Source organism: Spirillospora sp. CA-294931 (assembly GCF_050946795.1).
Taxonomy (GTDB): domain Bacteria; phylum Actinomycetota; class Actinomycetes; order Streptosporangiales; family Streptosporangiaceae; genus Spirillospora.
The window spans coordinates 6,978,962-7,004,491 of sequence record NZ_CP192006.1 but is presented as its reverse complement, the minus strand read 5'-3'; the positions used below and the strand labels follow the sequence as shown (position 1 = coordinate 7,004,491).

The following is a 25,530-nucleotide window of genomic DNA, read 5'->3' as shown; positions in this document are numbered from 1 at the left end:
TCAGCCTATTCGGGCACGAGCCACACCGCGCCGAGGGGCGGGACGCGCAGCACGGCCGAGGCGGGCATCGCGTGCAGCGGCTCGTCGGTGGCGTGGATCGGGCCCTCGTTGCGCACGCCGCTGCCCCCGTATTCGAACGCGTCGGTGTTGAGCACCTCCCGCCAGGTCCCGGCCTTGGGCAGGCCGAGGCGGTAGCCCTCGTGGGGCGCGCCGGAGAAGTTGACCACGCACGCGATGACGGGTGCGTCGCCGTCCTCGCCCGGCCCCCGGCGCAGGAAGGAGAGCGTGTTGCCGCCGGCGTCGTTGGCGTCGATCCACCGGAAGCCGTCCTGCTCGTTGTCGCGGCCCCACATCGCGGGCCGGTCGCGGTAGACGGTGTTGAGGTCGCGCACCAGGCGCTGGACGCCGAGATGGTTGGCGCCCTCGGTGGCGTTGCCGAGCAGCCACCAGTCCAGCGGGCGCTCCTCCGCCCACTCGGCGCCCTGGCCGAACTCGCCGCCCATGAAGATCAGCTGCTTGCCGGGGTGCGACCACATGTAGGCCAGCAGCGTGCGCAGCCCGGCGAACTTCTGCCAGGTGTCGCCGGGCATCTTGGCCAGCAGCGAGCCCTTGAGGTGGACGACCTCGTCGTGCGAGAGCGGCAGCATGTAGTTCTCGCTGAACGCGTACACCAGCGAGAACGTGATCTCGCCGTGGTGGTAGTGCCGGAAGACGGGCTCGTGCTTGAGGTACTCCAGCGTGTCGTGCATCCAGCCCATGTTCCACTTGAACCCGAACCCGAGGCCGCCCAGATGGGTGGGGCGGGAGACGCCCGGCCACGCGGTCGACTCCTCGGCGATCGTCATGACCCCCGGGCTCCGCTTGTAGACCGTGGCGTTCATCTCCTGGAGGAACGAGATCGCCTCCAGGTTCTCGCGGCCGCCGTAGATGTTCGGCGTCCACTGGCCGTCCTCGCGCGAGTAGTCCAGGTAGAGCATCGAGGCGACGGCGTCCACCCGCAGCCCGTCGATGTGGAATTCCTCCAGCCAGTAGCAGGCGTTGGCGACCAGGAAGTTGCGCACCTCGGCGCGGCCGAAGTTGAACACGAGCGTCCCCCAGTCGGGGTGCTCGCCCCGGGCCGGGTCCTCGTGCTCGTACAGGGCCGACCCGTCGAAGCGGGCCAGCGCCCACTCGTCCTTGGGGAAGTGCGCCGGGACCCAGTCGACGATCACTCCGATCCCGGCCCCGTGGAGGCGGTCGACCAGATGGCGGAAGTCGTCCGGGTCGCCGAACCGCGAGGTGGGCGCGTAGTAGGAGGTGACCTGGTACCCCCAGGACGGCCCATACGGGTGCTCGGCCACGGGCATGAACTCCACGTGCGTGAACCCCATGTCCTGCACGTACGCGGTGAGCTCCTCGGCCAGCTCGCGGTAGCCGAGGCCGGGACGCCACGACCCCAGGTGCACCTCGTAGACGCTCATCGGCTCGTGCACCCACGACCGTTCCTTGCGGCGGTCCATCCACTCGCCGTCGGCCCACTCGTAGCCGGAGGTGAACACGCGCGACCCGGTGGCGGGCGGCACCTCGGTGTAGCGGGCCATCGGGTCGGCCTTGGAGCGCCACTGCCCGTCCGCGCCGAGGATCTCGTACTTGTAGGTGGCGCCGTCGGCCACGCCCGGCACGAACAGCTCCCACACGCCGGTGGACCCCAGCGACCGCATGGGGTGGGCGCGGCCGTCCCAGTGGTTGAAGTCGCCGATGACGCGGACGCCGCGCGCCGTGGGCGCCCACACCGCGAACCCTGTGCCGGTCACCGGCCCGAACGACGAGGCGTACGTGCGGGTCCGGGAGCCCAGCGCGCGCCAGAGTTCCTCGTGGCGGCCCTCGCTGATGAGGTGCTGGTCGAGTTCCCCGAGCGTGGGCAGGTGGCGGTACGGGTCGTCCTGGACGGCCTCGGCCCCGTCGCCGTACGTCACCGCGAGCCGGTAATCGGGGACGGCGAGAGGCGCGTCCTCCGGCCCGTTCCCCGAAAGCGAGGCGCCCTGCGGGAGCGTGGTCTGGAACACGCCCTCGTGGAAGTGCCGCATCGGGTGCCGGTCGCCGTTCGGCAGCACCACCTCGACGCGTTCGGCCAGGGGGCGCAGCGCCCGGACCGTCACCCCCTCGCGCTCGGGATGGGCCCCGAGGACGCCATGGGGGTCGTGATGGTCGCCGGCGATGAGCTGCTCGATCTCCGCGCGCGTCACCCGTGCCATGGGGAAATGGCCTCCTCGTCCCGGACCTTTGCGTCAACAAGGTAGGCGTGCCCAGAGATCGGCCGCTCTCACCCGCCGGTCCGGTGCTTTTGGAAGGAGCTTTAGGCCGCGCCGCCGGACCTGCGCGAGCGCCAGCGCCCGTAGCCGCGCAGAGTGCGGTCGGCAAGCCCGTACAGCCGGGGGCTGCCGAGGATCGCGTCGCGCGTGCGCGCCACCGGAGCGTGCCGCAGCCAGTGGGCGGCCCCGGCGGGGGAGCGGCGCCGCACGACGCCCTCCGAGACCCGGACGGAGTGGTTCCGCAGTTCCTGCTTGTACCGCCAGCCGATCGCGGGTCCCATGTCGATGTGCCGGACGCCGAGCGCGGCGGCGTCCTCGGCCATCCGCAGGTGCAGCGCCAGCCCCGGCGAGTACTTGGCGAACTCGGGGTCGTAGACCGGGAACCAGGTGACCAGCGTGCGGCCCGTGCGGACGCCGAAGTGCCCGGCGACGGGCGTCCCGTCGGCGTAGAGCATCGACAGCACGCCCGCGAAGCCGTCGCCGCGCGCGGCGTGCAGGCGCTCGACCAGCGCCACCACCCAGGGGCGGGCGAACCGGTCGGCGCGGCCCATCGCCCGGTACTGGTCGGACTTCCACGACCGGACGAGCGCCAGCGAGCCCGCGTCCCGCACGTCGAAGGCGAAGGAGACCTCGCCCGCCTGGCGGCCCATCTTGCGCTCCTTGTACCGGGTCTGCCTGACCACCTTGGAGCCTCTGGCCCGCAATGACTCGGTGTAGGCGTCGAACCCGCCAGCGAGGTCGATGACCGCCGAGTCGAGGTGCTTGGCGGCGAACGGGGCGAACCACGGCTGGCCGTCGACCAGCGTCCCGAACTCCCAGGCGGCAAGGCCGCACGAGCGCAGCAGCTCGCGGGCGTCCAGCTCCAGCCCCGGGACGTGAACGAGCCCTTGGCCGAGCGAGAGCCAGCCCCCGATCGCCGCGCCGGTGCCGCGCCCCGTCAGCTCGTAGGGCAGGAAGCCGACCACGTCCGGGCCTTCGTGCAGGACGGCGACGCGCGCCCCCCGCACGACCTCGTCGACCGCGATCGCGTACTCCGCCGAAAGGAACGGGTTGTCGAGGTGCGGCAGCGCGTCCTGCATCGCGCGCCAGGCGGCCAGCTCGCTCCCGCCGAGCTCGCCCGGGCGGGTGACCGACACATGCATGGGTCTCTCCGGGGGTCAGCGGCCGGACGGGCCGTAGGCGAACGGCAGCCGGGTGATGCCGTTGTCGAACGACGACAGCAGGTACTCGGGCGCACCGCTCGCGCGCAGGCCGGGCAGGCGCGTGAACAGCTCGCGGAACATGATCTTCAGTTCCATCCGGGCGAGGTTGGCGCCCAGGCACAGGTGCGGCCCCGGGCCGCCGAAGCCGACGTGGGGGTTGGGCGAGCGCGCGATGTCGAAGGCGTCGGGGTCGGTGAACACCTCGGGGTCGCGGTTGGCCGCCGGGTAGAACAGCACGACCTTGTCGCCCGGCGCGAACGCGTGGCCGCCCAGCTCGTACGCGGTCTTCAGCGTCCGCCGGAACTGGATGATGGGCGAGGCGTGGCGGACGATCTCCTCGATCGCGGGGCCGACGCGGGCGTCGTAGTCGTCCAGCAGCAGCTCGCGCTGCTCGGGGTGCTCGGTGAACAGGGCCAGCCCGTGCGACAGCGCGTTGCGGGTCGTCTCGTTGCCCGCGACCAGCAGCAGGTCGAAGAACGAGCCGAGCTCGGCGACCGAGAGCCGCTCGCCGTCGGGGTTGGCGTTGACCAGCGCCGAGACCAGGTCGCCCGCGGGGTGCTCGCGGCGGTGGCGGCCCAGCCGGGCCACCAGGCGGTGCAGGTCGACGATGGCCCTGAGGTTGCCGTAGAGCAGCCGCATCGTGCGGGGGCTGGCCAGCGAGCCGCGCACCCCCGAGTACTCGGTCATGGCGTCGATGCGCGACAGGACGTACGGCCTGGCCTTCTCGGGGATGCCCATCATCGCGCAGATGACCTGGATGGGCAGGCGGGCGGCGACCTGCGCGACGAAGTCCTGCGCGCCGGAGGCCAGCACGTCGTCGACGATGCGGGTCGCGGTCGCCCGCACGTCGTCCTCGATCCTGGCGAGCATCTTGGGGGTGAAGGCGCGGAACACGATGCGCCGCAGCCGCGCGTGCCGGGGATCGTCCATGTTGACCATCGGGGTCCCGAACACCTTGGCCAGCCACGGCGGCGGCTCGGGCGAGGTCGCGGCGGGCTCGCTGGAGAACACCGCCGCGTTGCGGCTGGCCTCGACGACGTCCGCGTGCCGGACCAGCGCGTGGAAGCCCCGGCCCGCCCGGATCAGCGGGACGCGCGGCTCGGCGAAGAACACCGGGCGCCCCACCTCGCGCAGCAGCGCGAAGTCGGCCAGCCGCGCCTGCGGCGGCCGGTTCCAGAAGTCCATGCCCACCAGGTCGATCCCGTCGCCGGGATCCCTACCGGAACGCAGTGCCACGGCCTCTCCCCGAAGTCGCTACCGGCCGATCCACTTGACCTCGTACGGCCCGAGGTCGAGCGCCTTGCCCTCGATCAGCGTCCGGACGGGCCGTCCCGTGCCGTTGACGGTCACCATCTGCCCCCGCTGGGCCAGCACGCGCACCGACGGGTCGGACGACCTGACGTCCACCAGCGGCGTCCCGGGTGGGAACCAGCGGGCGAAGTTCTGCAGCATGGCCAGCGTCGGCGTGGCACCGCCGCCCGCCGCCGCTCCCGACCACAGGCACCCGGGGCAGTTCGCGGCGGTGGTGGTCTGCGGATTCCAATAGAGCGCACTGGCGGCGCCGCCGCGGACGAACTCCATCATCGCGGCCGTGTGGACGGCGCCGCGCCGCTCGTCGGTCCAGCCCGAGGCGTCCGGCTCGACGTACCACTCGGCCCACCACACCGGCAGGTCACCGGCCAGGCCGCGCAGCCAGCGGGTCACGTCGGAGAACTTGGCCAGTGCGCGGAACTCGTCCAGCCTGACCTCGCGCTGCACCGGCATGCTGTGCCCGTCGACCGCGAGGAAGTCGGCGCCCTTCTTGTTCTTGACCCAGTACCGGACGGCGTCGAGGTTGCGCTGGTCCATGGTTCCCCAGGGGCCGCTCAGCTCGGACGGCGGGCCGTACTTGCGGCCGGGGGCGTTGCTGTTCATCACCATGTAGGGGCCGCCGACCCTGATGTCGGACCGCACCCGCTTCAGAGCCGTGTAGACCTCGTTGTAGAGCTTGGTGTAACCCTCGTAGTCCCAGCGGTTGGCCGACGGGTTCCAGAAGCCCTTGAACTCGTTCCAGACGGTGAAGTACCGGACGTTCCCGTAGCGCTTGGCGACCTCGGCGGCGAGCCGGGCGTAGTCGCCGAAGTGCTCGGGCTCGATGGCGACCTCCAGCTTGCTCCAGTCGGTCTTTCCGGCCGGGCCGCCCTTCATCCAGTCGGGGCCGCAGCACAGCGTGACCACCGGGGTGCCGCCGGTGCGGCGGATCGCCTCCATCCGCCGGTCGAGCGAGGCCCAGTCGAACTCGCCGGGACGCGGCTGCGGGTTGTCCAGGCCCCAGCCCATGATGGCGGTCACCTGCGGGACGGGCGTCCTGGACAGGTCGGTGAGGGCCTGGGCGGGGCCGCGCTCGGCGTCGACCGTGTTCTGGGTGTGGGTGAAGCCCCACGCGGGCCAGTCCTGCGGGACGCCCGCGCCGACACGCGTGGCGGGACGGGCCGTGGGGACGGGCGGGGGCTCGTCCGACCCCTGGGCGAGGTAGACGGCGGCCGTGGACGCCACGAGCACCGCGAGCGTGACCGCCAGCGCGGCCACCACCGGCCGTCCGAGCGCGGCGGCGTGGCGTCCCTTCCGGGTGCGGAAGAAGCCGCCGCGGGGCTCGGATTCCCGCTGCTGGACGCTCAAGGAGCCCTCCTGGAAGGCGGTCGACCGGACGGCGTTCGCCGTCCGGTCCGGAACGAGTCCCGGCTCCTTGTTAGAACGACGGTAAGGAGGGTCGGTTCGCCCGGCGGCCCGAATTCCGGCCGTGATTACTCACTTACCTGCGGAATCACGCCGAGGCAACCCTCAAATGCACGAGGCCCGTGTTGCGCGATGGGACAAGAGAGGCAAATGCGACCGTACGGGCGCCACGCTCTTTACGTGGGGGCCGCGCCGATGCGGCGCCCGTACGGTCACGTCCGCCTGGCCACCGTGGTGACACCCACCACGCCGACCCGGTCTCCACTCCTGTGTCACCTCAGCGCCACAGGTCCCTTCCGTAACGGAGCGTGCGGGCCCGGCCCGCCCCCGCCCGCGGGCCGGGAGTGCGGGGACCCCCGCTCCGTGCTCAGCCCTCATCGCTCTCCCTGCGCCGCTGGTCGGCCAGGAGCTCGATGAGCCCCGAAGAATCGTCGGCCGCGACCGTCATCGCGTTTCCAGCCTGGAGTTGCGCGTCGGTGAGATCGCCGCTTCGGGTGGCGTACCAGCGTCCGGCGTCGCTCCGCCAGACGAGCCAGCCCGGATACTCGCGCTCGATGGCCGCCTTCTGATCTTCGAAGTCGCCCATCAAGGCCGTCCCTTCCCCGAGGAAGCGTTTCTGTATACAAAAGTCTTACTCAGTTCCAAGAAGTGTCAAGCTGTCCGTAAGCGGACCGTCCCCCTACGGATAGCGCTTTGGGAGGAGAGAAGAGGGCGGACGGTCAGTGATCATGCGGCGCGCCGGCCGGAGGGGGAGGTGCGCCGTGCACGCGCGGCGCGCCGGAGGGGCCCGCGCGCGCCGGGACGAGAGAAGGTGATGCCGGTGCCGGACCGTCCGGCGTACCTCCGTATTGCCGACACACTCCGGGGCCAGATCCGGGAGGGGAACTATCCGCCGGGTGCGCGATTGCCGACCATGGCCGAGCTGTGCGCCGTCCATGGGGTGTCCGAGATCGTCGTGCGCCAGGCCATCGCCCTGCTGCGCGGCGAGGGCCTGGTCGAGACCCGCCGCGGCGGCGGGACGATCGTCCGGGTGGTTCCCCCGGCCCGCCGGGTCGCGATGGACCGCTACCGCGCGGTCACCCGGCCCCTGGCCGTCCCCGCGACGACCTTCACCCACGACCAGCGCATCCGCTGGGACGAGTACCGGCTCGACCGCGAGTACGCCAGGACGCGGGCGGACGCCGAGCTTGCCGCCCTGTTCGAGCTCCCCGACGGCACCGAGCTGCTGCGGCGGCGCTTCGTCTTCTACTCGCGCGGGGAGCCGCAGCAGATCTCCGTCAACTACCTCCCGTGGGACGTCGTCGGCGACACCCCCGTGGCCGATCCCGACCGCGAGCCCTGGCCCGGCGGCACCCTGGCGCAGCTCAGCTTCCTGGGCCATCCGCCGACGCGGGTGGAGGAGGCCGTCCGCGCCCGGATGCCGACCCCCGAGGAGTCGGAGTCCCTCGGCGTGACCGGCGGCGTCCCGGTCATCGCGATCACCCGCCGGATGCTGTCCGGCCCGCGCGTCATGGAGGTGTGCCGCGACATCGTCATCCCGGCCGACCGGGTCGTCCTCGACTACGCCATCGACCTGTGACCCGCGTCCCCGCTCACTCCTGGAAGATCCACTCGTCGTCCTCGTCCCGGCGGCGGGCGGGCAGGTCCTCGCGGGTGACCGCGGCCGGAGGACGCGGCGGGCGCGGGTCCGGCACGGACGGCGGCGGTCCCGGGCGCCCTCGCGGCCGTCCCAGCACCGCCACCAGGGCGCTCAGCACCAGGACGGCGGCCAGGCCGCCCCCGGGTGACCAGGTGCCCGCGACGAGCATGATCTGGGCCGTCCCCGCGACCGTGACGATGCTCGCGGGGACGGCCACGACCAGCCGCCCGAACGGGTCGAGGCCGCGCGTGAGCGTCCAGAAGGCCGCCGCCGGGGCGGCGAACAGCAGCAGCACCAGCGCGACGGTCATTTGATCACCACGAACCTCTCGACGATGACCGCGATGACGCTGATCAGCAGCGGGGCGGCCAGCACGGTGAGCGGGCGCAGCCGCCGCAGCTCGCCCGGGCCGAGCCGCAGCCGGCGCAGCTCGCGGGCCAGCAGCACGCCGAGCAGCACCGGCAGGTAGATCAGCCCGGCGGGCGTCCAGGGCGACGAGCGCATGCCGAGCCCGGCCGGACGCGGCACCTGCGCCACCGGCTCGGCGGGCGGGCTCTTCAGGCGGAAGACGGCGGCGTCCCGCGTGGAGTACACCGTGGCGACCTCGGGCGACCCGGCCAGGGCCGCGCGCATCCGCGTCCCGTAATCGGGCGCGAGGCCCGCCGTGAGCACCTGGAAGTCCTCGTGGCTGCGCGTGGTGACGAAGAAGCCGCCCGGCCCCTGCTCCTTGAGCCGCTGCACGATCTGCGACACGTCGGCCGGGTCGGTCCGGTTGGCGATGACGGGCGTGTAGGTGAAGCGCTCCCACTGCCGGTACGACCACGGCATGACCGGGGTGCCCCCGACCAGGTCGGGGTTCTCGGCGCTGAGCCAGACCACGCCGATGGCGCCCCGGTGCCGGTCCAGCATCACGTCGTAGGCGCGCACGTCGTCCTCGCGGACCTGCTCGTAGCGCTCGTTGCCGTAGCGGACCGACAGGAAGCCGCCGGTCAGCAGCAGCGCGAAGACCGCGGCCGCCGCCACGGCGGGCCAGTGCCGGCGCGGGCCCGTGCGCAGGCGCCCCAACCGGCGGCGGACCTTCGGTTCGCGCACCCCCGGGGTGTCGAACGGCGCCGGGAAGAACAGGTAGGCGATCAGCAGGCAGGCGGCCGGCAGCATGAAGAAGTAGATCCGCAGCGCGATCTCGCCGCCGTAGTTCTGCAGCCCGAACGAGGAGAACGGGACGAGCATCAGCACCAGCGCCACCCGGTCGTCGATGCCCCGGGCCCGCCGCCGCAGCAGGCCGGTCACGGCCAGCCCCACCACGACCACCGCGATCAGGATGCGCAGCGTCTGGATGTCGGCGGTCTCGGCGCTGGTCTGGCTGATCCGCCCGCCGGTGCTCTGCTGGACGTTGGTGAAGATCTTGCCGAGCCCGCCGAAGATCTCGCCCTTGCGGCTCGCCCAGTAGCCGACGGTCATGAAGCTGACCCAGGCGGCGTACACCACGCCCGCGATGAACGGCAGCCCGCGCAGGTCGCAGCGCCGGACGAGCACCAGGCCCGCGCACGCGGCGGTCATCAGGAACGGGGTGAGCTGGTGCGCCGCCGTCCCCACCAGGAGCAGGACGAACAGCAGGACCAGCAGGACGGACCGCTCGCGCACCGGCGCCGCGGCCGCGGGCAGCTCGCCGGGGTCCTTGGGGCCGAACAGCAGGTCGGCGGGACGCCAGGACACGCCGCGGCGCGTCCCGGGCTCCCGGCCGCGCCGCCGCGCCGTCCCGTCGTGGTGCCGGAACCAGGTGACCAGGATCGCCACGAAGTACAGGTAGAGCAGGTAGGCGAACGCCTGGGGGGAGAGGTAGTCCTGCCCGACCCAGTTGGCCGCGATGAACAGCCACGCCGCGAACCACTTGGCCCGCCACGCCGCCCGCAGCGCCCGCAGGATCAGGACGTAGGGCAGCAGGTACATCAGGTTCGTGATCGGCGGCGCCCAGCGCAGGATCGGTTCGAGGTCGTTCTGCCCGGCGGCCTTGGCCAGGAACGCCACGAACGCGAAGAAGCCGGGCGTGCTGAACCGCGCGTCGAGATCCCAGCTCACGGTCTCGTTGCGGGTGATGTACTCGATGAAGCCCGAGGTCTGCCAGGCGGTCGGGAAGCGGGCGATCGGCTCCAGGGCCAGCGTGACCCCGTGCAGGGTGGCGATCAGCAGGACGATCTGCGCGCCCAGCAGCACCCGGTGCGGACGCCCCAGAGCCAGCGTCATCATGAACGCCAGCACCAGCAGCGCGGCCCCCGCCAGCGTCGCCACCGGCAGGACGCCGATGAGGCCGTAGCCGTCCATCCCTTCGAGGTTCACCCCGCGCAGGGGCAGCCAGAACAGCAGGAGCCCGGCCGTCACGGTCGCGGCGATCACCGCCGGGACGACCCGGGGCGCGGGCGGCGCCGCGCGGGCGGTGGCCTCGGACTCCCGTGCCGCTCGAACGGTCACGCTCAAGAGATATCCCGCCCTCGGTCGGTCGTGGAAGCCCGCGCCGCGGGCGCGATGATCCGGCGCAGACCCGGCAGGATCGCCAGGGCGACCGCCAGGTTGACCGCCACGACGGCCACGCCGACCGTGGCCAGGTGGCCGGGGTCGAGCAGCGCCGCGACGAGGCCGAGCACCCCGGCCAGCCGGACGCCCTGGAGCACCGCGATCAGGCCCGTCCGGTTCTGGACGCGCAGCGCCCCGATGTAGAGCTCGATGACCGCCTTGGGCAGCACGGCCAGCGCCAGGATCTGCAGCAGCGGCGCGCCGGTGGCGTACTCGTGGCCGTAGACCTCCAGCGCGAACGGGGCCGCCACGATCACCAGCACGGTGACCGGGACCATCAGCGTCACGGTGCGCCGCAGCGCGGCCCGGGTCGTCCCGGCGAGCCGTCCGCGCTCGAACGAGCCCTCGACGGTCAGCGAGTACGACAGGGTCAGGGCCAGCAGGTCGAGCATCATCCCCGGCACCCAGGCGATCTGGAAGTACGCGGCGGTGTCGGGGGGCAGCCGGGTCATGACCACGATCGGCACCAGGCTGACCGCCGCGAACTGGAAGGCGCCGCCCAGGTAGCCGCCGCCGAGGTAGCGGGCGATCTCGCGGTGGGTCGAGCGCGGCCCCCGGCCCTGGTTGGCGCGCGTGTGCTCGGGCAGCAGCCTCCGGAAGACCAGGACGTTCACCGGGATCAGCACCAGCACCACGGGGACGTACCAGGCCAGCACGATGCCGTAGTGCGGCGCCAGGGCGGCCAGGGGGATCAGCAGGGCGATGCGCAGCAGGCACCACGCGGTGTTGACCACCGGCACCCAGCCCGCGTGGCGCAGGCCGGTGAAGACGGCCTCCATGGCGTTCCACAGGTTCCAGCCGACCGCCATGGCCAGGAACATCAGCCCCGGGCCCCAGCCCGACAGGGCCCGGAACGTGCTCCAGCCGTCCCCCCACAGCGCCAGGGCCAGCAGGAACCCGCCGCCCACGACCGCGGCGGCGGCGGCGCCGAGCCCGTATGCGGACAGCACCAGCGCCCTGGTGTGCCGCGCCGTCTCGGGGATGAAGCGGATCAGCAGGAAGTTGAGCATGGTGATGCCGCCGACGAACATGATCGCCTGGTTCATCGCGGCGTTGCGGCCGAAGTCCGACGGCGAGTAGAACGCCGGGCCGAGGGCCCAGAAGCCCGCGCCGAGCACGGTGGTCAGGCCGCCGTTGAGCATGAGGGCGTAGGCGTTGCGGAACAGCGGGTCGGACAGCTCGCGGCGCAGCCGGCCGCCCCGGGTCGCCGTCTCAGTCACGGCCGCTCACCCGCCTCAGCCCGTACCGGGTGCGCCGCACCACGGCGTACCCCCGGGTGAGCGCGCGGTCGCGAAAGTAGATCTGGGACAGGCGCGTCCCGTCGGCGACCCGTCCGAACGCGGCAAGCGAGGTCGAGGCGCGCACGGTCAACCGGGGCACCGCCAGCGGGTCGCCCCCGGGAGCGAGGCGGTTGGCGACCGCGCAGGCGCTCTCGTACCCGGCGTCGCGGACGGCCCGCCGGACCCGTGCGCTGGAGTAGCCGAACGGGTAGGCCATGGTCGTCGCGGGCGCGCCGAGCCGGTCTTCGAGCAGCCCCCGGCTGCGCACCAGTTCGTCGGTGAGCGCGCGGTCGCGCAGCTGGTCGAGCTGCGGATGCCCGTGGCTGTGACCACCGATCTCGATGCCGTGCGCGGCGGCCTCCCGGACCTGCCCCCAGGTCAGCATCGCGTCGAGCGGCCGCCCGGCCGCCTCACGGCCCGCGTCGGCCAGCCACCCGGTGGTCACGAACACCGTCGCGGTGAACCCGAAGCGCTCCAGGACGGGCAGCGCCTCGGAATGGAAATCGGCGTACCCGTCGTCGAAGGTGATCACGATCGGCTTCGGCACGTCCGCGCGGAGCGCCGAGAAGGGGACGGGGGTGAAGCCGCGCTCGTGGAGCAGCGCCATCTGGTCGGCGAACGCGCCGGGACTGACCGCGAGCCCCGCCGTCTCGCGCGGGGGACGCTCGCGGACCGAGTGGTACATCAGCACCGGGACGCCCTTGGTAACCACCATCAGGCCCCTCCCACACCACCGGCAACGGGGGCGCGCCGGAAGCCGATCGCGTACCCCCACGCGGCCCATGCAAGGCCCACGGGGATCGCCCCGGCGCGCCCGCCCGGCAGTGCGTCCGCGACGCGGTCGGTGGCGTTCATCGGGTGCCTCCGGTGTGGCCGGCAGCGGGGACGTGGCGGCGGGCGCTGCGGAGGCCGATGGCGTATCCCCACGCGGTCCAGGCGAGGCCCACGGCGATCGCGCCCGCGCGTCCCAGCCCGGCCGGGTCGCCCCGGAAGGCGTCCGCGAGGCCCTTGGCGGCGCCGCGCGGGAGCGCCTTCAGGGCGTGGGCGCGCTCGCTGGCCAGGCCGTCCTGGGAGCCGACGCTCCGCGTCACCAGGGCCTTGGACAGGCCCTCGGCGTAGCACCGCTGCCTGAAGTAGGCGAAGCGCGCGCGCTCGCGCGGCACCCGGTGCCAGATCACGGCACCGGCGTCATAGACCAGCTCGGACTCGGGGCTGCGCTGCCGCAGCCTGATGCAGAACTCGGTCTCCTCGCAGCCCAGCGGACGCTGGTGGGACGTCCGGCCGATGCCCGAGTCGAAGCCCCCGGCCAGCGGGAACATCGCGCGCCTGAACGAGGCGTTGCCGCCCATCAGGTTGCGGACGGCGCCCGGTTCGATGCCCCGGTAGGTGCACCCGACGGTCCAGTCGAACTCCTCGGGGAACCAGCCGGGACGCCGTCCGGCGTACTCCGGGACGGGCCGCTCGATCATCTCGGCGGACGGCGTCGACCCCGGCCACAGCGGCAGCGTGAGCCCACCGGCCCCGGCCACCCGGGGGTCGTCGTAGTGGCGGGCGAGGGCCGCAAGCCAGCCCGGCGCCGCCACCGCGTCGTCGTCGAGGAAGGCCACGACGTCGCCCCGCGCCAGGGCGACCCCGGTGTTCTTGCCGCCCGACAGGCCCCGATTCTCGCGGTTCTCGACCACGGTCACGCCGGCCATCGAGTGCCGGAGCCGCTCGTGCAGCGCCGGGTTGTGGTCGACGACCAGGATGATCTCTTCGGGCGGGTGCGCCTGTGCGCGCACCGACGCCACGGCCGCGTGCACGTCGTCCCATCGGTCGGCGGTGTACGCGCAGATGACCACCGAGATCGCGAGCGGGCTCATCGTGCCTGCCCTCTCAGCCGCGCGTAGGTCTTCAGGACGCGGTCGGCGCGGCGGTAGAGCGCGGGGTTGTCCAGGACGGCGCCCCGGGCCCGGTTGAGCGGGGTGGCGCGCACCCAGTGCAGCCCGGCCCCGGCCGTGGCCCGCGCGACGCGGCCCTCGGCGATGGGGATCTCGCGTCCCTTGAAGCCCTCCTTGAACTCCTTGCCGCCGCGTCCCATGGCGATCTCGGCGACGCCGTGCTCGGCGCAGCCCCGCGCCAGCCGCAGGTGGCCGATCATGCCGGGGGAGTACTTGGCGAACCGGGTGTCGTAGGCGGGGAACCAGCCCGCCATGATCGCGCCGTTGCGCAGGCCGAAATGCGCGGACACGGGCTCGTCGCCCGCCCACAGCACGCTCAGCACCCCGAACCCGGTCTCGTGGAAGTGCCGGACGAGCCGGACGATCCACGGCCGGGCGAAGCGGTCGGTGCGGCCGGTGCGGGTGTACTGGGCGGACTTCCACCGCATGAGTCGGCGCAGGTCGCCGGTGTCGCCGGAGGCGAACTCGTAGCGGAGCTCGCCGACGTCGCGTCCGAGCTTGCGCTCCTTGTAGCGGATGGTCTTGTGGGTCCTGGGCGCGACGCGGCGCAGTTCCGTCTCGAACGCCTCGAACCCGTCGTGCAGCTCCATGACCGGCTCGACCCGGTGCACCGCGTGGAACGGCGCGAACGCCGGCTGGACGGCCAGCAGGTGGTCGAAGTCCCAGACGCCGAGCCCGCACGCGCGCAGCAGCTCGCGGGCGTCCAGCCGGAGGCCGGGCGGCCCCACGATGCCCTGAAGGTCGGTCAGGCCGAACCCGACGGGGTGGCCGATGCCCACCGGGCCGCGTTCGAACGGGAAGAACGCGGCGATGCGCGGGCCGTCCTCGATGACCGCGATCCGGACGCCGGCGCGGAACCTGGCGACCCCCAGGGTGAACTCCGGTGCCAGGAAGGGGTTGCCCAGGTCGCGGTCGCCGCTCTGAAGCTCGCGCCAGCGCTCGACCTCGGCGGGGCCGAGATCGCGCGGGCGCACGACGGTGATCCTCACGTGCGCGCTACTCGGTTCCGGTCCGGCTGAACGCGGCCGGCTCCCAGGGTGCCGCCTGGTGGCCCACGGGGAGGGGCACCGGCGGTGCGGGCGGGGCGTCGAGGCGCCCTCGGAAACGCAGCCTGACCATGGTCTTCAGCACACGCCAGCCGTCGCGGAAGGTGTTCAGGTTGGACTCGCCGAAGCGGCGCTCGGTCTCGTGGCTGGCCACCTCGGCCATGCGCAGCCCGGCCCGGACGGCGTTGACGCACATCTCCGTCTCGATCTCGAACCCGGTCGACTCCAGCCGCAGGCGGGGGACGGCCTCGCGCCGCATGGCGACATAGCCGTAGCAAAGGTCGGACCAGTTCTGCCGGTAGAGCCGGTTGGCCAGGGCCGTGAGCAGCGAGTTCCCGAGACGGCGCAGGCCGGTCAGATCGTCGGAGCCGCCTCCGCAGCCGTAGCGGGTGCCCTTGACGAAGTCGTAGCCGCGGCACAGCAGCGCGAGGAAGGAGTCGAACTCGGCCGGGTCCATGCTGCCGTCGGCGTCGAGCATGACGATCATCTCGGAGGTGGCCGCGGCCATGCCCGTCCGCATGGCGCTGCCCTTGCCGGTCGGCGGTTCCACGATGACCGTGGCGTCGGGCCGGACCGACAGCACGTACTCGACCGTCCCGTCGGTGGACTGGCCGTCGACGATCACGACCTCGTCCACGGCGGACAGCCGCGGCATCAGCCACCGCAGGTTGTCGGCCTCGTTGAGGGTGGGGATGACCGCCGTGACCGACGGCCATCGCTGCGCGTGCCCGGAAACGTTGACCGGCTGCCCCGGGCGCGCCGCGAGGGGGGCCGCCCTCGAAGCGCCGGTGGCGTCAGGAGTGTGCATTCGGAGTCCCCGTACTGTTTGACAACTTGACCCGTTAGATGACGGGTTTGCCCATCATGTTTGGAGTAGCCGGACCGGCCCTCCCGTAAGTTGCGCAGGATGACCTACGCACCTCGTACGGCTCCCACAGGTAAGGACGCCGTTATGCGCTGCGCCGCAGGTTGTCGGACCCGAAATCACGGCGCTCATAACTCTCTGTAATGGCCCGATCCGGCCAAGATCGATCCTTTCGGCGAAGGTGGGGCTCGGTCCGTCCTCCGGAGCTTCGGGGGTGGAGGGCGCGGCGGGCACGGAGACGATCTTGCAGTTCGGCGCGACAAGCCCTATGAGACAAGGGCGGGCGGCCTTATTCGCCGAAAACTGGCATAAGCCGTCACTCCCCCTATTTCCGAGCGCCCACGCGAAATGATCAATCGCCGCACGGCTCTTTCTCGCGCGCCCCGGGGAGAATGTCACACTGAGTGGTGCCTCCGCCGCCAATTGCGGGTCGTTGGCATCGGCCGGTTGGTTCGGGCCGAATCAGGCCAGGTGATGAGCCAGTGATCGCAGCGGAACCGGCAGCCATGACGGGCGGTTCCGCGCTTCGTAACGGACCTCGTAAACGGCCTTGTCGAGTTCGAGGGCGTGCAGCAGCACCGCGTTGGCGGCCGGATCGACGCCTCCGGCGGAGGTGTAGCCCCGGCAGAACGCCGCCCGGTTCCGCTCCGTCCAGGCCCGTGCCCGCGCCTCCAGGTCCGCCACCGTCCGGCCGGACCCGGGGGACGCGTCAGGGGCCGTCTCGGCCAGCAGGAAGCGCGCGGCGTACTCGAAGGAGCGCAGCATCCCGGCCACGTCCCGCAGGGGATGGGACGGCGCGCGGCGCTCCCGCGCGGTCCTGGCGGGCTCGCCCTCGAAGTCGAGCAGCATCCAGCCCGTCTCGTCGCGCAGCACCTGGCCGAGGTGGTAGTCGCCGTGCACCCGCTGGAGCCGCAGCCCGCCCGGCAGCGCCGCCAGGGCGTCGAACGCGGCGCCGATCCCGTCCGCGTACCGCTCCAGTTCGGGGACGTCGGCGCGCACCTCGTCGAGCTGGCGGCGCATCCGGGCGGCCAGGTCGCGCGGCTCGCCGTCCGGCGCCTCGGCCGTCCCGAAGGCCGCCGCCAGGTCGGCGTGGACCGTCGCCGTCGCCGCCCCGAGCCGCTCAGCCTCGGCCGCGAAGTCCCCCCCAGCCGCACCCGCGTCCGCGCTCGTGCCGCCCGCGCCGGAGCCCGCGCCCCCGCCCGCGCCGCCCGCGCCACCTGCGCCCGTGCCTGCGGCGCCCGCATCCCCGCCCGTGCCCGCGCCGCCCGTGCCCGTGCCTGCGGCGCCCGCGCCCGCGCCACCTGCGCCCGTGCCTGCGGCGCCCGCATCCCCGCCCGTGCCCGCGCCGCCCGTGCCCGTGCCTGCGGCGCCCGTGCCCGTGCCCGTGCCGCCCGTGCCCGTGCCTGCGGCGCCCGTGCCCGTGCCTGCGGCCTCGGGCGGGGCTGGGGCGCTGACGCCGGTCGTGGGGGCGGCGAACCAGTCGCGGACGCTGGCGATGGCCAGCCGCCAGCCGTCGGTGGCCGTCGGCAGGAACTGCGAGAGCAGCCCCAGCGTGACCGGCTCCTCGGCCGCGGAGCCGGGATCGAGCTCGATCCAGCCGAGGACGGCCGGGATGTGGGCGCAGCCCTCGCGGGTCAGCCCGAGGTTGATCTCCAGGTCGGGATTGACGCCCGGGGCCAGGCGCCGGAACAGCTTGCAGATGTAGGCGTCCCCGTAAACGAGCGAGGTGTTGCTCTGCTCGGCCGACAACGGGACGCCCGCCAGGTCGGTGTCGAGTTCGGCGCCGGGGGAGCGGCGGAACCGCAGCGGCCCGACCCGCGCCTCCGCCGCGATCCGCGACAGCAGCAGGCCGCTGAGATCCGCGTCGTGCACGGCGTCGTACAGCCACCTGCTCCCGTCCGGGAGCCTCCCGATCGCGCCGGGGCGCAGCCGCTCGGGCAGGTCGCGCCGGGTGCCCAGCAGCAGCTGGTACCGGTCGGACGTCTCGCCCTGCCGGACGTCCACCACCACGTGGTGCATCCCCGGATCACCGGGGAGCAGTTCGGTGGCGGCGGCGACCGAGACGTCGCGGACGGCCCGGTCCTTGCCGGCGAACCAGCGCCGCCCGGGCATCCACTCCGCCAGCAGCTCCGCGAGCGCGCGATCGGGAGGCCACACGGTCAGCTCACCTCGTCACCGTTCTCCCCGGCCGGGGGTAGCAGGAACCAGTAGAACCCGTGCCCCGGCAGTGTCAGCAGATACGGCAGCTCCCCGATGGGAGGAAAACGCACGCTCCCCATGCACTCGATCGGCGCCGACCCCTGGAAGCGGCGCAGGTCGAGCTCCACCGGCTGGGGGAAGCGGGACAGGTTGTTGACGCACAGCACCGTGTCCATTCCGCCCCAGCGGTTGGCCTCGCCGCCGTTGATCTCACGGACGAACGCCAGCACGCTGGGGTTCGAGGCGGCCAGCTCCACGTACGAGCCGACCCCGAACACCGGATGCCGCTGCCGGATCTCGATCATCTTGCGGGTCCAGTGCAGCAGCGAGCCGGGGTTGTTCTGCTGGGCCTCCACGTTGACGGCCTGGTAGCCGTAGATCGGGTCCATGATCACCGGCAGGTAGAGCCGCGCCGGATCGCACTGGGAGAACCCGGCGTTGCGGTCGGGCGTCCACTGCATGGGCGTGCGCACCGCGTCGCGGTCGCCGAGCCAGATGTTGTCGCCCATGCCGATCTCGTCCCCGTAGTACATGACGGGCGATCCCGGCAGGGAGAGCAGCAGCGCGGTGAACAGCTCCAGCTGGTTGCGGTCGTTGTCGAGCAGCGGCGCGAGGCGGCGGCGGATCCCGATGTTGGCCTTCATCCGCGGATCTTTGGCGTACTCGGTGTACATGTAGTCGCGTTCCTCGTCGGTCACCATTTCGAGCGTCAGCTCGTCGTGGTTGCGCAGGAAGATGCCCCACTGGCAGTTCTCGGGGATCTTCGGCGTCTGCGCCATGATCTCCGAGATGGGATAGCGCTGCTCGCGCCGCACCGCCATGAAGATGCGCGGCATCACCGGGAAGTGGAACGCCATGTGGCACTCGTCGCCGCCCACTCCCGGGTCGCCGAAGTACTCCACGACGTCGGCGGGCCACTGGTTGGCCTCGGCCAGCAGCACCCGGTCGGGGTACAGCCGGTCGACCTCGGCCCGGATCCGCTTCAGGTAGGCGTGGGTCTCGGGCAGGTTCTCGCAGTTGGTGCCGTCCCGCTCGTACAGGTACGGGACGGCGTCCAGCCGGAACCCGTCGATGCCCAGGTCGAGCCAGAAGCGCAGCACCTCCAGCATCGCGTCCTGGACGTTCGGGTTGTCGAAGTTCAGGTCGGGCTGGTGCGAGAAGAAGCGGTGCCAGTAGTACTGCCCCCGCACCGGGTCGTAGTTCCAGTTGGAGGTCTCGGTGTCGACGAAGATGATCCGGGCCTCGGGATACCGCTCGTCCTCGTCGGACCACACGTAGAAGTCGCCGAACGGGCCGTCCGGATCGGACCGGGACGCCTGGAACCACGGATGCTGGTCGGAGGTGTGGTTCATGACCAGGTCCGCGATGACGCGGATGCCCCGGGCGTGCGCCTCCTCGATCAGCTCGACGAAGTCGCCCAGCTCACCGAAATCCGGAAGGATCTTGGTGAAGTCGGCGATGTCGTAGCCGCCGTCCTTCAGCGGCGATTCGTACAGCGGCAGCAGCCACAGGCAGTCGATGCCCAGCCACTGCAGATGGTCCAGGCGCTGGATGAGCCCCTTGAGGTCTCCGTAACCGTCCCCGTTGGAGTCGGCGAACCCCCGCACCGAGACCTCGTAGAAGACGGCCGTCTTGAACCAGTGCGGATCGCGCGGCGTCCCCGGGCTGAAGGCGTCGGGTACGGGCTCGGATGGTGTGTGGGTGGCGTCGGGCGGAATCTCGTGGACGGGTTCCGTGCGGGGCATCGGGCCTGGTGGGGGTTGGTCAGGTGGTCTGCTCACTCTCGTTTCTCCGGAGCGTGAAGATGTGGGCCGGCTGGATATGGGGATCGAGACGCACGTAATTGGCCTGGCGCCAGGTGTAGCTGTCCCCGGACAGCTCGTCGGTCACGACGAACTCGTCGTCGGGCGCCAGGCCGAGCGCGGGAAGATCGAGCTGGACGGTCGCCTCGCGCTCCTGGTGCGGGTTGAGGTTGACCACGGCCAGCACGACATCCGGCCCGGCCGCCTTGGAGAAGCAAAGGAACTCCGGTTGGTCGACGGGATGGAACCGCAGGTTGCGCAGCCTGCGCAGCGCGGGATGCTCGCGCCGAAGGCGGTTGAGCCGGGCGATGAGGGGGGCGATGCTGAGCCCCTCGCGCTCGGCCCGCTCCCAGTCGCGCGGCTTGAACTGGTACTTCTCCGAGTCGCGGTACTCCTCACTGCCGGGACGGACGGGCGTGTTCTCGATCAGCTCGTACCCGGAGTAGACGCCCCAGGTGGGCGAGAGCAGCGCGGCGAGCACGGCCCGGATCTCGAAGGCCGGGCGTCCGCCGTGCACCAGGTACTCGTTGAGGATGTCCGGGGTGTTGACGAAGACGTTGGGCCGCATGTACCGCGCGGCGTCGCCCGACAGTTCGCGGAAGTACTCCTCCAGTTCCTCCCGGGAGTTCTTCCAGGTGAAGTACGTGTACGACTGGTGAAAGCCGATCTTGCCCAGCGTGTGCATCATCGCGGGGCGGGTGAACGCCTCGGCCAGGAAGATCACGTCGGGGTCGGACGCGGCGACCTCGGCCAGCAGCCGCTCCCAGAACGGCACCGGCTTGGTGTGCGGGTTGTCGACGCGGAAGACGCGGACCCCGTGGTCCATCCAGTGCCGGACGACCCGCAGCACCTCGCGGTAGATGCCCTCGGGGTCGTTGTCGAAGTTCAGCGGGTAGATGTCCTGGTACTTCTTGGGCGGGTTCTCGGCGTAGGCGATCGTCCCGTCGGCGCGCGTGGTGAACCACTCGGGGTGCTCGGTGACCCACGGGTGGTCGGGGGCGCACTGCAACGCCAGGTCCAGCGCCACCTCCATCCCCAGGTCCTGGGCGTGGTTGACGAACGCCTTGAAGTCGTCGAGCGTCCCCAGCTCCGGATGGATCGCGTCGTGCCCGCCCTCCTCGGACCCGATCGCCCAGGGCGAGCCCGGATCGTAGGGCCCGGCCTCCAGGGTGTTGTTGGGCCCCTTGCGGAACATCCGGCCGATGGGATGGATCGGCGGCAGGTACACCACGTCGAACCCCATGGCGGCGATCGCCGGAAGCCGGTTCATCGCCGTCCGGAACGTTCCCGACATCGGCCCCCGCCGTCCCATCGGGTCGAACGAGGCCCCCTCGGACCGCGGAAAGAACTCGTACCAGGACCCGACCAGCGCCCGCTCCCGGTGCACCACCAGCGGAAGCCACTCGGTCGTTGTGACCAGTTCGCGCAGCGGGAACCGCGCCTCAAGGTCGAGGACGGCCGGGGCCCGCGACGCCTCCAGCCGCTCCATCGGCGGCAGCGCCCGATTCGCCAGCCGCTCGGCCAGCCCGCCCAGCGCCTCCCGCTCGCGCGCGGGCACCCCCTTGGCCGCCCGCGCGAACAGCAACGCCCCCTCGGCGAGCATCAGCTCCACGTCCTGCCCGCGAGGGACCTTGATCTCCGCGTCATGGCGCCAGTGCGCGATGGGGTCGCCCCACGCCTCCACCCGGAACGCCCACGTACCCGGGACCTCCGGCGTCACCTCGGCCACAAGCCGGTCCAGTCCCTGCCCCGTATCGACCATGCGCACCGGGGGCGACGTCCGCCCGTCCGGCCCGCGCAACACGGCCTCGGCACCGAGCATCTCGTGACCCTCCCGGATCACGGTCGCCCCGATCTCGAAGGTCTCCCCGACCACCGCCTTGGCGGGCCACCGCCCGCACCCCACCACGGGGTCGACGTCCAGGATCGGGATGCGGCCGATCCGGGGCTCAGGGGAGGATTCGGACTCGACTCGCATGCGGCAACCCCTACCCGTTCGTCAACGACAAAACGCTCATGCCCGCGATCGGCCGGTTACCGCCACGTAGGTACTCTTAACTTTATGTAATATCACGACTACATAACGCTGAAACATGAAGGTCCGCGGGACCAGCGGAATCGCGTGTCGTCCGGAGCGGGACGCCGCGGGAGTGAGGACGGTGTAGACCGCCCGGAGGGTAAGCGCGGTCGTCGCCCCTCATAGAGTGAAACCGTGAAGGCCATTCGACGATTCACCGTGCGCACCGTCCTTCCCGAGCCGCTCCGCCCGCTTGAGGAGCTGATCCTCAATCTCCGCTGGTCCTGGCACCACGAGACGCTCGACCTGTTCCGCTCGGTCGATCCGCGCCTGTGGGAGGCCGTCGGGCATGACCCCGTCCGGCTCCTGGGCGAGGTCTCGCCCGGCCGCCTGGAGGTCCTGGCGCAGGACAGACGGTTCCTGCGCGCCCTGAACGACACCGTCGAAGATCTGCGTGAATACCTGACCGCCCCGCGCTGGTACCAGCGGTCGGGCGACGGCGCCGCCGCCATCGCCTACTTCTCGCCCGAGTACGGCATCACCGCGGCCCTGCCGCAGTACTCCGGCGGCCTGGGCATCCTGGCCGGCGACCACCTCAAGACCGCCAGCGACCTGGGCGTCCCGCTGATCAGCGTCGGGCTGCTGTACCGCCACGGCTACTTCACGCAGTCGCTGTCGCCGGAGGGCTGGCAGCTGGAGCACTACCCCACGTTCGACCCCAACGGCCTGCCGCTCACCCGTCTGCGCGACGCCGACGGCGCGCCCGTGACCGTCGGCATCGGGCTGCCGCAGGGCCGCGACCTGCACGCCCAGGTATGGCTCGCGCAGGTCGGACGGGTGCCGCAGCTCCTGCTCGACTCCGACGTCGAGGACAACGACCAGGCCGCCCGCGACATCACCGACCGCCTTTACGGGGGCGGCGGCGACCACAGGCTCCTCCAGGAGATGCTGCTCGGCATCGGGGGAGTGCGCGCCATCCGCGCCTACTGCCGCATCACCGGGCACCCCGAACCCGAGGTCTTCCACACCAACGAGGGCCACGCCGGGTTCCTCGGCCTCGAACGCATCCGCGAGCTGGCCGACCAGGGCCTGGACTTCGACGAGGCCGTCGAGGTCGTCCGCGCCGGGACGGTGTTCACCACGCACACCCCCGTCCCGGCCGGGATCGACCGCTTCCCCCGCGAGCTGATCGAGCGCTACTTCGGCGGCGTCAACGAGCCCAAGGCCGTGCCGGTCGAGCGCGTCCTGGACCTCGGCTCGGAGACCTACCCCGGGGGCGACCCCACCGTGTTCAACATGGCGGTCATGGGGATGCGGCTCGCCCAGCGCGTGAACGGCGTCAGCCGCCTGCACGGCGAGGTCAGCCGGGAGATGTTCGGCGGGCTCTGGGGCGGCTTCGACACCGCCGAGGTCCCGGTCGGGTCGGTCACCAACGGCGTCCACGCCGGTACCTGGGTCGCCCGCGAGGTCCTGGAGCTGGCGGCCCGTGAGATCCCGTCGCTGACCGAGTCGGCCCGGGGCTGGGACCAGATCGGCCGCGTCTCCGAGGGCGAGATCTGGCGCGTGCGGCGGGTGCTGCGCGAGCGCCTGGTGACCGAGGCGCGGCGCCGCCTGCGCGAGTCGTGGCGGCAGCGCGGTGCCAGCGAGGCCGAGGTCTCCTGGATCGACGACGCGCTCGACCCGGACGTCCTGACCATCGGCTTCGCCCGGCGCGTCCCGTCCTACAAGCGGCTGACGCTCATGATGCGCGACCCGGAGCGGCTGCGCGCCCTGCTGCTGGACCCCGACCGGCCCGTCCAGATCCTCATCGCGGGCAAGGCCCACCCCGCCGACGAGGGCGGCAAGCGGCTGATCCAGGACATCGTGCGCTTCGCCGACGCCGAGGACGTCCGGCACCGGATCGTGTTCCTCCCCGACTACGACATGGCGCTCGGGCAGGCCCTGGTCCAGGGCTGCGACGTGTGGATGAACAACCCCCTGCGCCCGCTGGAGGCGTGCGGGACGTCCGGGATGAAGGCCGCGCTCAACGGAGGGCTGAACCTCTCCATCCGGGACGGCTGGTGGGACGAGTGGTACGACGGCCAGAACGGGTGGGCGATCCCGTCGGCCGACGGCCTGGCGGGCCCCGACCGCCGCGACGAGCTGGAGGCCACGGCCCTGTACGAGCTCATCGCCGACCACGTCTCGGTCGTCTACTACGACCGCGACGCGTCGGGGCTGCCCCGGCGCTGGATGGAGATGGTCAAGCACACCATCTCCACGCTGGGGCCGAAGGTGCTGGCGAGCCGGATGCTGCGCGACTACGTCCAGGAGTACTACTCGCCCGCGGCCGCGTCGGGACGGGCCATGGCCGCCGACGGCTACGCGGGCGCGCGTTCCCTGGCGGTCTGGAAGCAGCGGGTGACCCGGGCATGGCCGGGCGTCGCCGTCGAGCACGTCGAGTCGACCGTCGAGGAGAGCCCCCACGCCGGCTCGCGACTGCCCATCCGCGTGGTGATCGACCTGGCCGAACTGAGCCCGGACGACGTCGCCGTCGAGGTCGCCTACGGGCGCGTGGACGAGACCGACGAGCTCCAGGAGCCGTCCTACCTCGAACTGACTCCCGAGGACCCGACAGAGGACGGGCACCTGCGCTACACCGGCGACGTCCCGCTGGCCCGCAGCGGCGCCTTCGGGTACAGCGTTCGCGTCGTCCCCCGGCACGCCCTGCTGTCGGGCCGCGCCGAGATGGGCCTCATCGCCCTGCCGCCCGCCCCCGAGGGCATGACCAACGGCAACCTTCGGTAGGGGAGTACTGGCAGGATTGAGGAGTGGGGATCACCACCCGGCTCCGGGGCACCGACGCCTGGCTCGCCGCGGCCACCTTCCTGTTCACGGCCGCGGTGACGCTCGCCGTCGCGCAGAAGGACGACACCCGTCCCATCCCCTTCGCGGGCTGGGTTCTCATGCTGGCGGCCTGCGCAGCCCTGGCCGTGCGGCGCCGCTACCCGGTGCCCGTCGCCCTGTTCACCCTGGTGGCCTGCGGCCTGTTCTACCCGCTGGTCGAGCCGGACGGCCCGATGATGATGACGTTCATCATCGCGCTCTACACCCTCGCGGCCCTGGGACGTCTGGTGTGGGCGTCCGTGCTGGGCGCCGTCGCCATGTCCCTCACCGGCTACGGCGAGTTCGAGACCGGCAGCCACCTCCAGGACGCCGGCCTGTACCTGCTGGCGGGCTGGTTCGTCGCGGTCATCGCCGTCGGCGGCGTCGTCCACAACCGCCGCGCCTACCTCCGTGAGGCCGAGAAGCGCGCCGAGGCCGCCGAGCACGGCCGCGAGGAGGAGGCTCGGCGCCGCGCCACCGAGGAGCGCCTGCGCATCGCCCGCGAACTGCACGACGTGCTCGGCCACAACATCTCGCTCATCAACGTCCAGGCCACCGCAGCCCTGCACGGCGGCGACACCGTCCAGGCCGAGGACGCCCTGGCCGCGATCAAACAGGCCAGCAAGGAGACCCTCCGCGAACTGCGCACCACCCTCGGCGTCCTGCGCCAGGTGGACGAGGACGCCCCCACCGAACCCCCGCCCGGCCTGGCCCGCCTGGGCGAACTGACCGCACGCACCGAGGCCACCGGCGTCCTCGTCCACACCAAGGTCAAGGGAACAGGGACACTCCCCCCGGAAACCGACCTGGCGGCCTTCCGCATCATCCAGGAGGCCCTGACCAACGTGGCCCGCCACTCCGACGCCACCACGGTCACCATCGCCGTCACCCACGAACCCGAGACCCTCACCGTAGAAATCACCGACAACGGCCACCCCACCGAAACCACCCTCCCCAGCTCCGGCACCGGCCTGATCGGCATGCGCGAACGCGCCGAGACCCTGGGCGGCTCCCTCACCGCGGCCCCCATCGCCCCAACCGGCTTCAGAGTCCAGGCCGTATTGCCTGTGGGGTGAGGATTCCCCTGTGGGGCGTCCG

Annotated in this window: 18 protein-coding genes; 3 read left to right on the top strand and 15 right to left on the bottom strand. The window is 72.1% G+C overall.

Going from position 1 to position 25,530, the window contains the following annotated elements:
- Positions 1 to 5: 5 nt before the first annotated feature.
- From glgB to ACQPY4_RS31525, 5 genes are all read right to left on the bottom strand, one after another.
- A complete protein-coding gene (glgB, locus tag ACQPY4_RS31545) occupies positions 6 to 2,234 on the bottom strand; it encodes a 1,4-alpha-glucan branching protein GlgB (protein ID WP_433327058.1) in 2,229 nt (742 codons plus the stop codon).
- A 101-nt stretch (positions 2,235 to 2,335) separates the two neighbouring features.
- Complete coding sequence (locus ACQPY4_RS31540; protein ID WP_433327056.1) at positions 2,336 to 3,433, bottom strand: GNAT family N-acetyltransferase; 1,098 nt, start codon at positions 3,431 to 3,433, stop codon at positions 2,336 to 2,338.
- A gap of 15 nt (positions 3,434 to 3,448) precedes the next feature.
- Positions 3,449 to 4,678 carry a cytochrome P450 gene (locus ACQPY4_RS31535; protein ID WP_433339110.1) on the bottom strand — a complete coding sequence of 410 codons (1,230 nt, stop codon included), beginning with the start codon at positions 4,676 to 4,678 and terminating at the stop codon, positions 3,449 to 3,451.
- 69 nt (positions 4,679 to 4,747) lie between these two features.
- Positions 4,748 to 6,151 (bottom strand): xylan 1,4-beta-xylosidase, encoded by a 1,404-nt coding sequence (locus ACQPY4_RS31530; RefSeq protein WP_433327054.1) that lies wholly within the window; start codon positions 6,149 to 6,151, stop codon positions 4,748 to 4,750.
- A 424-nt stretch (positions 6,152 to 6,575) separates the two neighbouring features.
- Positions 6,576 to 6,794 (bottom strand): hypothetical protein, encoded by a 219-nt coding sequence (locus tag ACQPY4_RS31525; RefSeq protein WP_433327052.1) that lies wholly within the window; start codon positions 6,792 to 6,794, stop codon positions 6,576 to 6,578.
- Between the two features lie 228 nt (positions 6,795 to 7,022).
- Here ACQPY4_RS31525 and ACQPY4_RS31520 point away from each other — a divergent pair, with 228 nt between their 5' ends.
- The gene (locus tag ACQPY4_RS31520; RefSeq protein WP_433327050.1) at positions 7,023 to 7,787 is read left to right on the top strand and encodes a GntR family transcriptional regulator; all 765 of its coding nucleotides are present in this window, start codon (positions 7,023 to 7,025) and stop codon (positions 7,785 to 7,787) included.
- 13 nt (positions 7,788 to 7,800) lie between these two features.
- Here ACQPY4_RS31520 and ACQPY4_RS31515 read toward each other — a convergent pair whose 3' ends face one another.
- The 10 genes from ACQPY4_RS31515 to ACQPY4_RS31470 all read right to left on the bottom strand — a co-directional run bounded on the left by ACQPY4_RS31515 (position 7,801) and on the right by ACQPY4_RS31470 (position 21,528).
- Positions 7,801 to 8,157, bottom strand: a complete 357-nt coding sequence (locus ACQPY4_RS31515) for a hypothetical protein (protein WP_433327048.1) — start codon at positions 8,155 to 8,157, stop codon at positions 7,801 to 7,803.
- Entirely contained in the window at positions 8,154 to 10,316 is a 2,163-nt protein-coding gene (locus tag ACQPY4_RS31510) for a hypothetical protein (protein WP_433327046.1), read from the bottom strand. The genes ACQPY4_RS31515 and ACQPY4_RS31510 overlap by 4 nt, the downstream gene beginning before the upstream one ends.
- Positions 10,317 to 10,318: 2 nt before the next feature.
- Positions 10,319 to 11,638, bottom strand: a complete 1,320-nt coding sequence (locus tag ACQPY4_RS31505; RefSeq protein ID WP_433327044.1) for a lipopolysaccharide biosynthesis protein — start codon at positions 11,636 to 11,638, stop codon at positions 10,319 to 10,321.
- The gene (locus ACQPY4_RS31500) at positions 11,631 to 12,413 is read right to left on the bottom strand and encodes a polysaccharide deacetylase family protein (protein WP_433327042.1); all 783 of its coding nucleotides are present in this window, start codon (positions 12,411 to 12,413) and stop codon (positions 11,631 to 11,633) included. The genes ACQPY4_RS31505 and ACQPY4_RS31500 overlap by 8 nt, the downstream gene beginning before the upstream one ends.
- Positions 12,414 to 12,549: 136 nt before the next feature.
- Entirely contained in the window at positions 12,550 to 13,560 is a 1,011-nt protein-coding gene (locus tag ACQPY4_RS31495) for a glycosyltransferase family 2 protein (RefSeq protein ID WP_433327040.1), read from the bottom strand.
- Positions 13,557 to 14,627, bottom strand: coding sequence for a GNAT family N-acetyltransferase (locus ACQPY4_RS31490; RefSeq protein ID WP_433327038.1), 1,071 nt, complete (start codon positions 14,625 to 14,627; stop codon positions 13,557 to 13,559). The genes ACQPY4_RS31495 and ACQPY4_RS31490 overlap by 4 nt, the downstream gene beginning before the upstream one ends.
- 7 nt (positions 14,628 to 14,634) lie before the next feature.
- Positions 14,635 to 15,492, bottom strand: coding sequence for a glycosyltransferase family 2 protein (locus ACQPY4_RS31485; RefSeq protein ID WP_433327036.1), 858 nt, complete (start codon positions 15,490 to 15,492; stop codon positions 14,635 to 14,637).
- Between the two features lie 519 nt (positions 15,493 to 16,011).
- Positions 16,012 to 17,706, bottom strand: coding sequence for a maltokinase N-terminal cap-like domain-containing protein (locus ACQPY4_RS31480; RefSeq protein WP_433327034.1), 1,695 nt, complete (start codon positions 17,704 to 17,706; stop codon positions 16,012 to 16,014).
- A gap of 2 nt (positions 17,707 to 17,708) precedes the next feature.
- On the bottom strand, positions 17,709 to 19,493 hold the full coding sequence (treS, locus tag ACQPY4_RS31475) for a maltose alpha-D-glucosyltransferase (protein ID WP_433327032.1): 1,785 nt from the start codon (positions 19,491 to 19,493) through the stop codon (positions 17,709 to 17,711).
- Between the two features lie 19 nt (positions 19,494 to 19,512).
- The gene (locus ACQPY4_RS31470) at positions 19,513 to 21,528 is read right to left on the bottom strand and encodes an alpha-1,4-glucan--maltose-1-phosphate maltosyltransferase (RefSeq protein ID WP_433327030.1); all 2,016 of its coding nucleotides are present in this window, start codon (positions 21,526 to 21,528) and stop codon (positions 19,513 to 19,515) included.
- Between the two features lie 234 nt (positions 21,529 to 21,762).
- Here ACQPY4_RS31470 and glgP point away from each other — a divergent pair, with 234 nt between their 5' ends.
- Positions 21,763 to 24,354 (top strand): alpha-glucan family phosphorylase, encoded by a 2,592-nt coding sequence (glgP, locus tag ACQPY4_RS31465; protein WP_433327028.1) that lies wholly within the window; start codon positions 21,763 to 21,765, stop codon positions 24,352 to 24,354.
- Between the two features lie 23 nt (positions 24,355 to 24,377).
- Entirely contained in the window at positions 24,378 to 25,508 is a 1,131-nt protein-coding gene (locus tag ACQPY4_RS31460; protein WP_433327026.1) for a sensor histidine kinase, read from the top strand.
- Positions 25,509 to 25,530 lie beyond the last annotated feature (22 nt).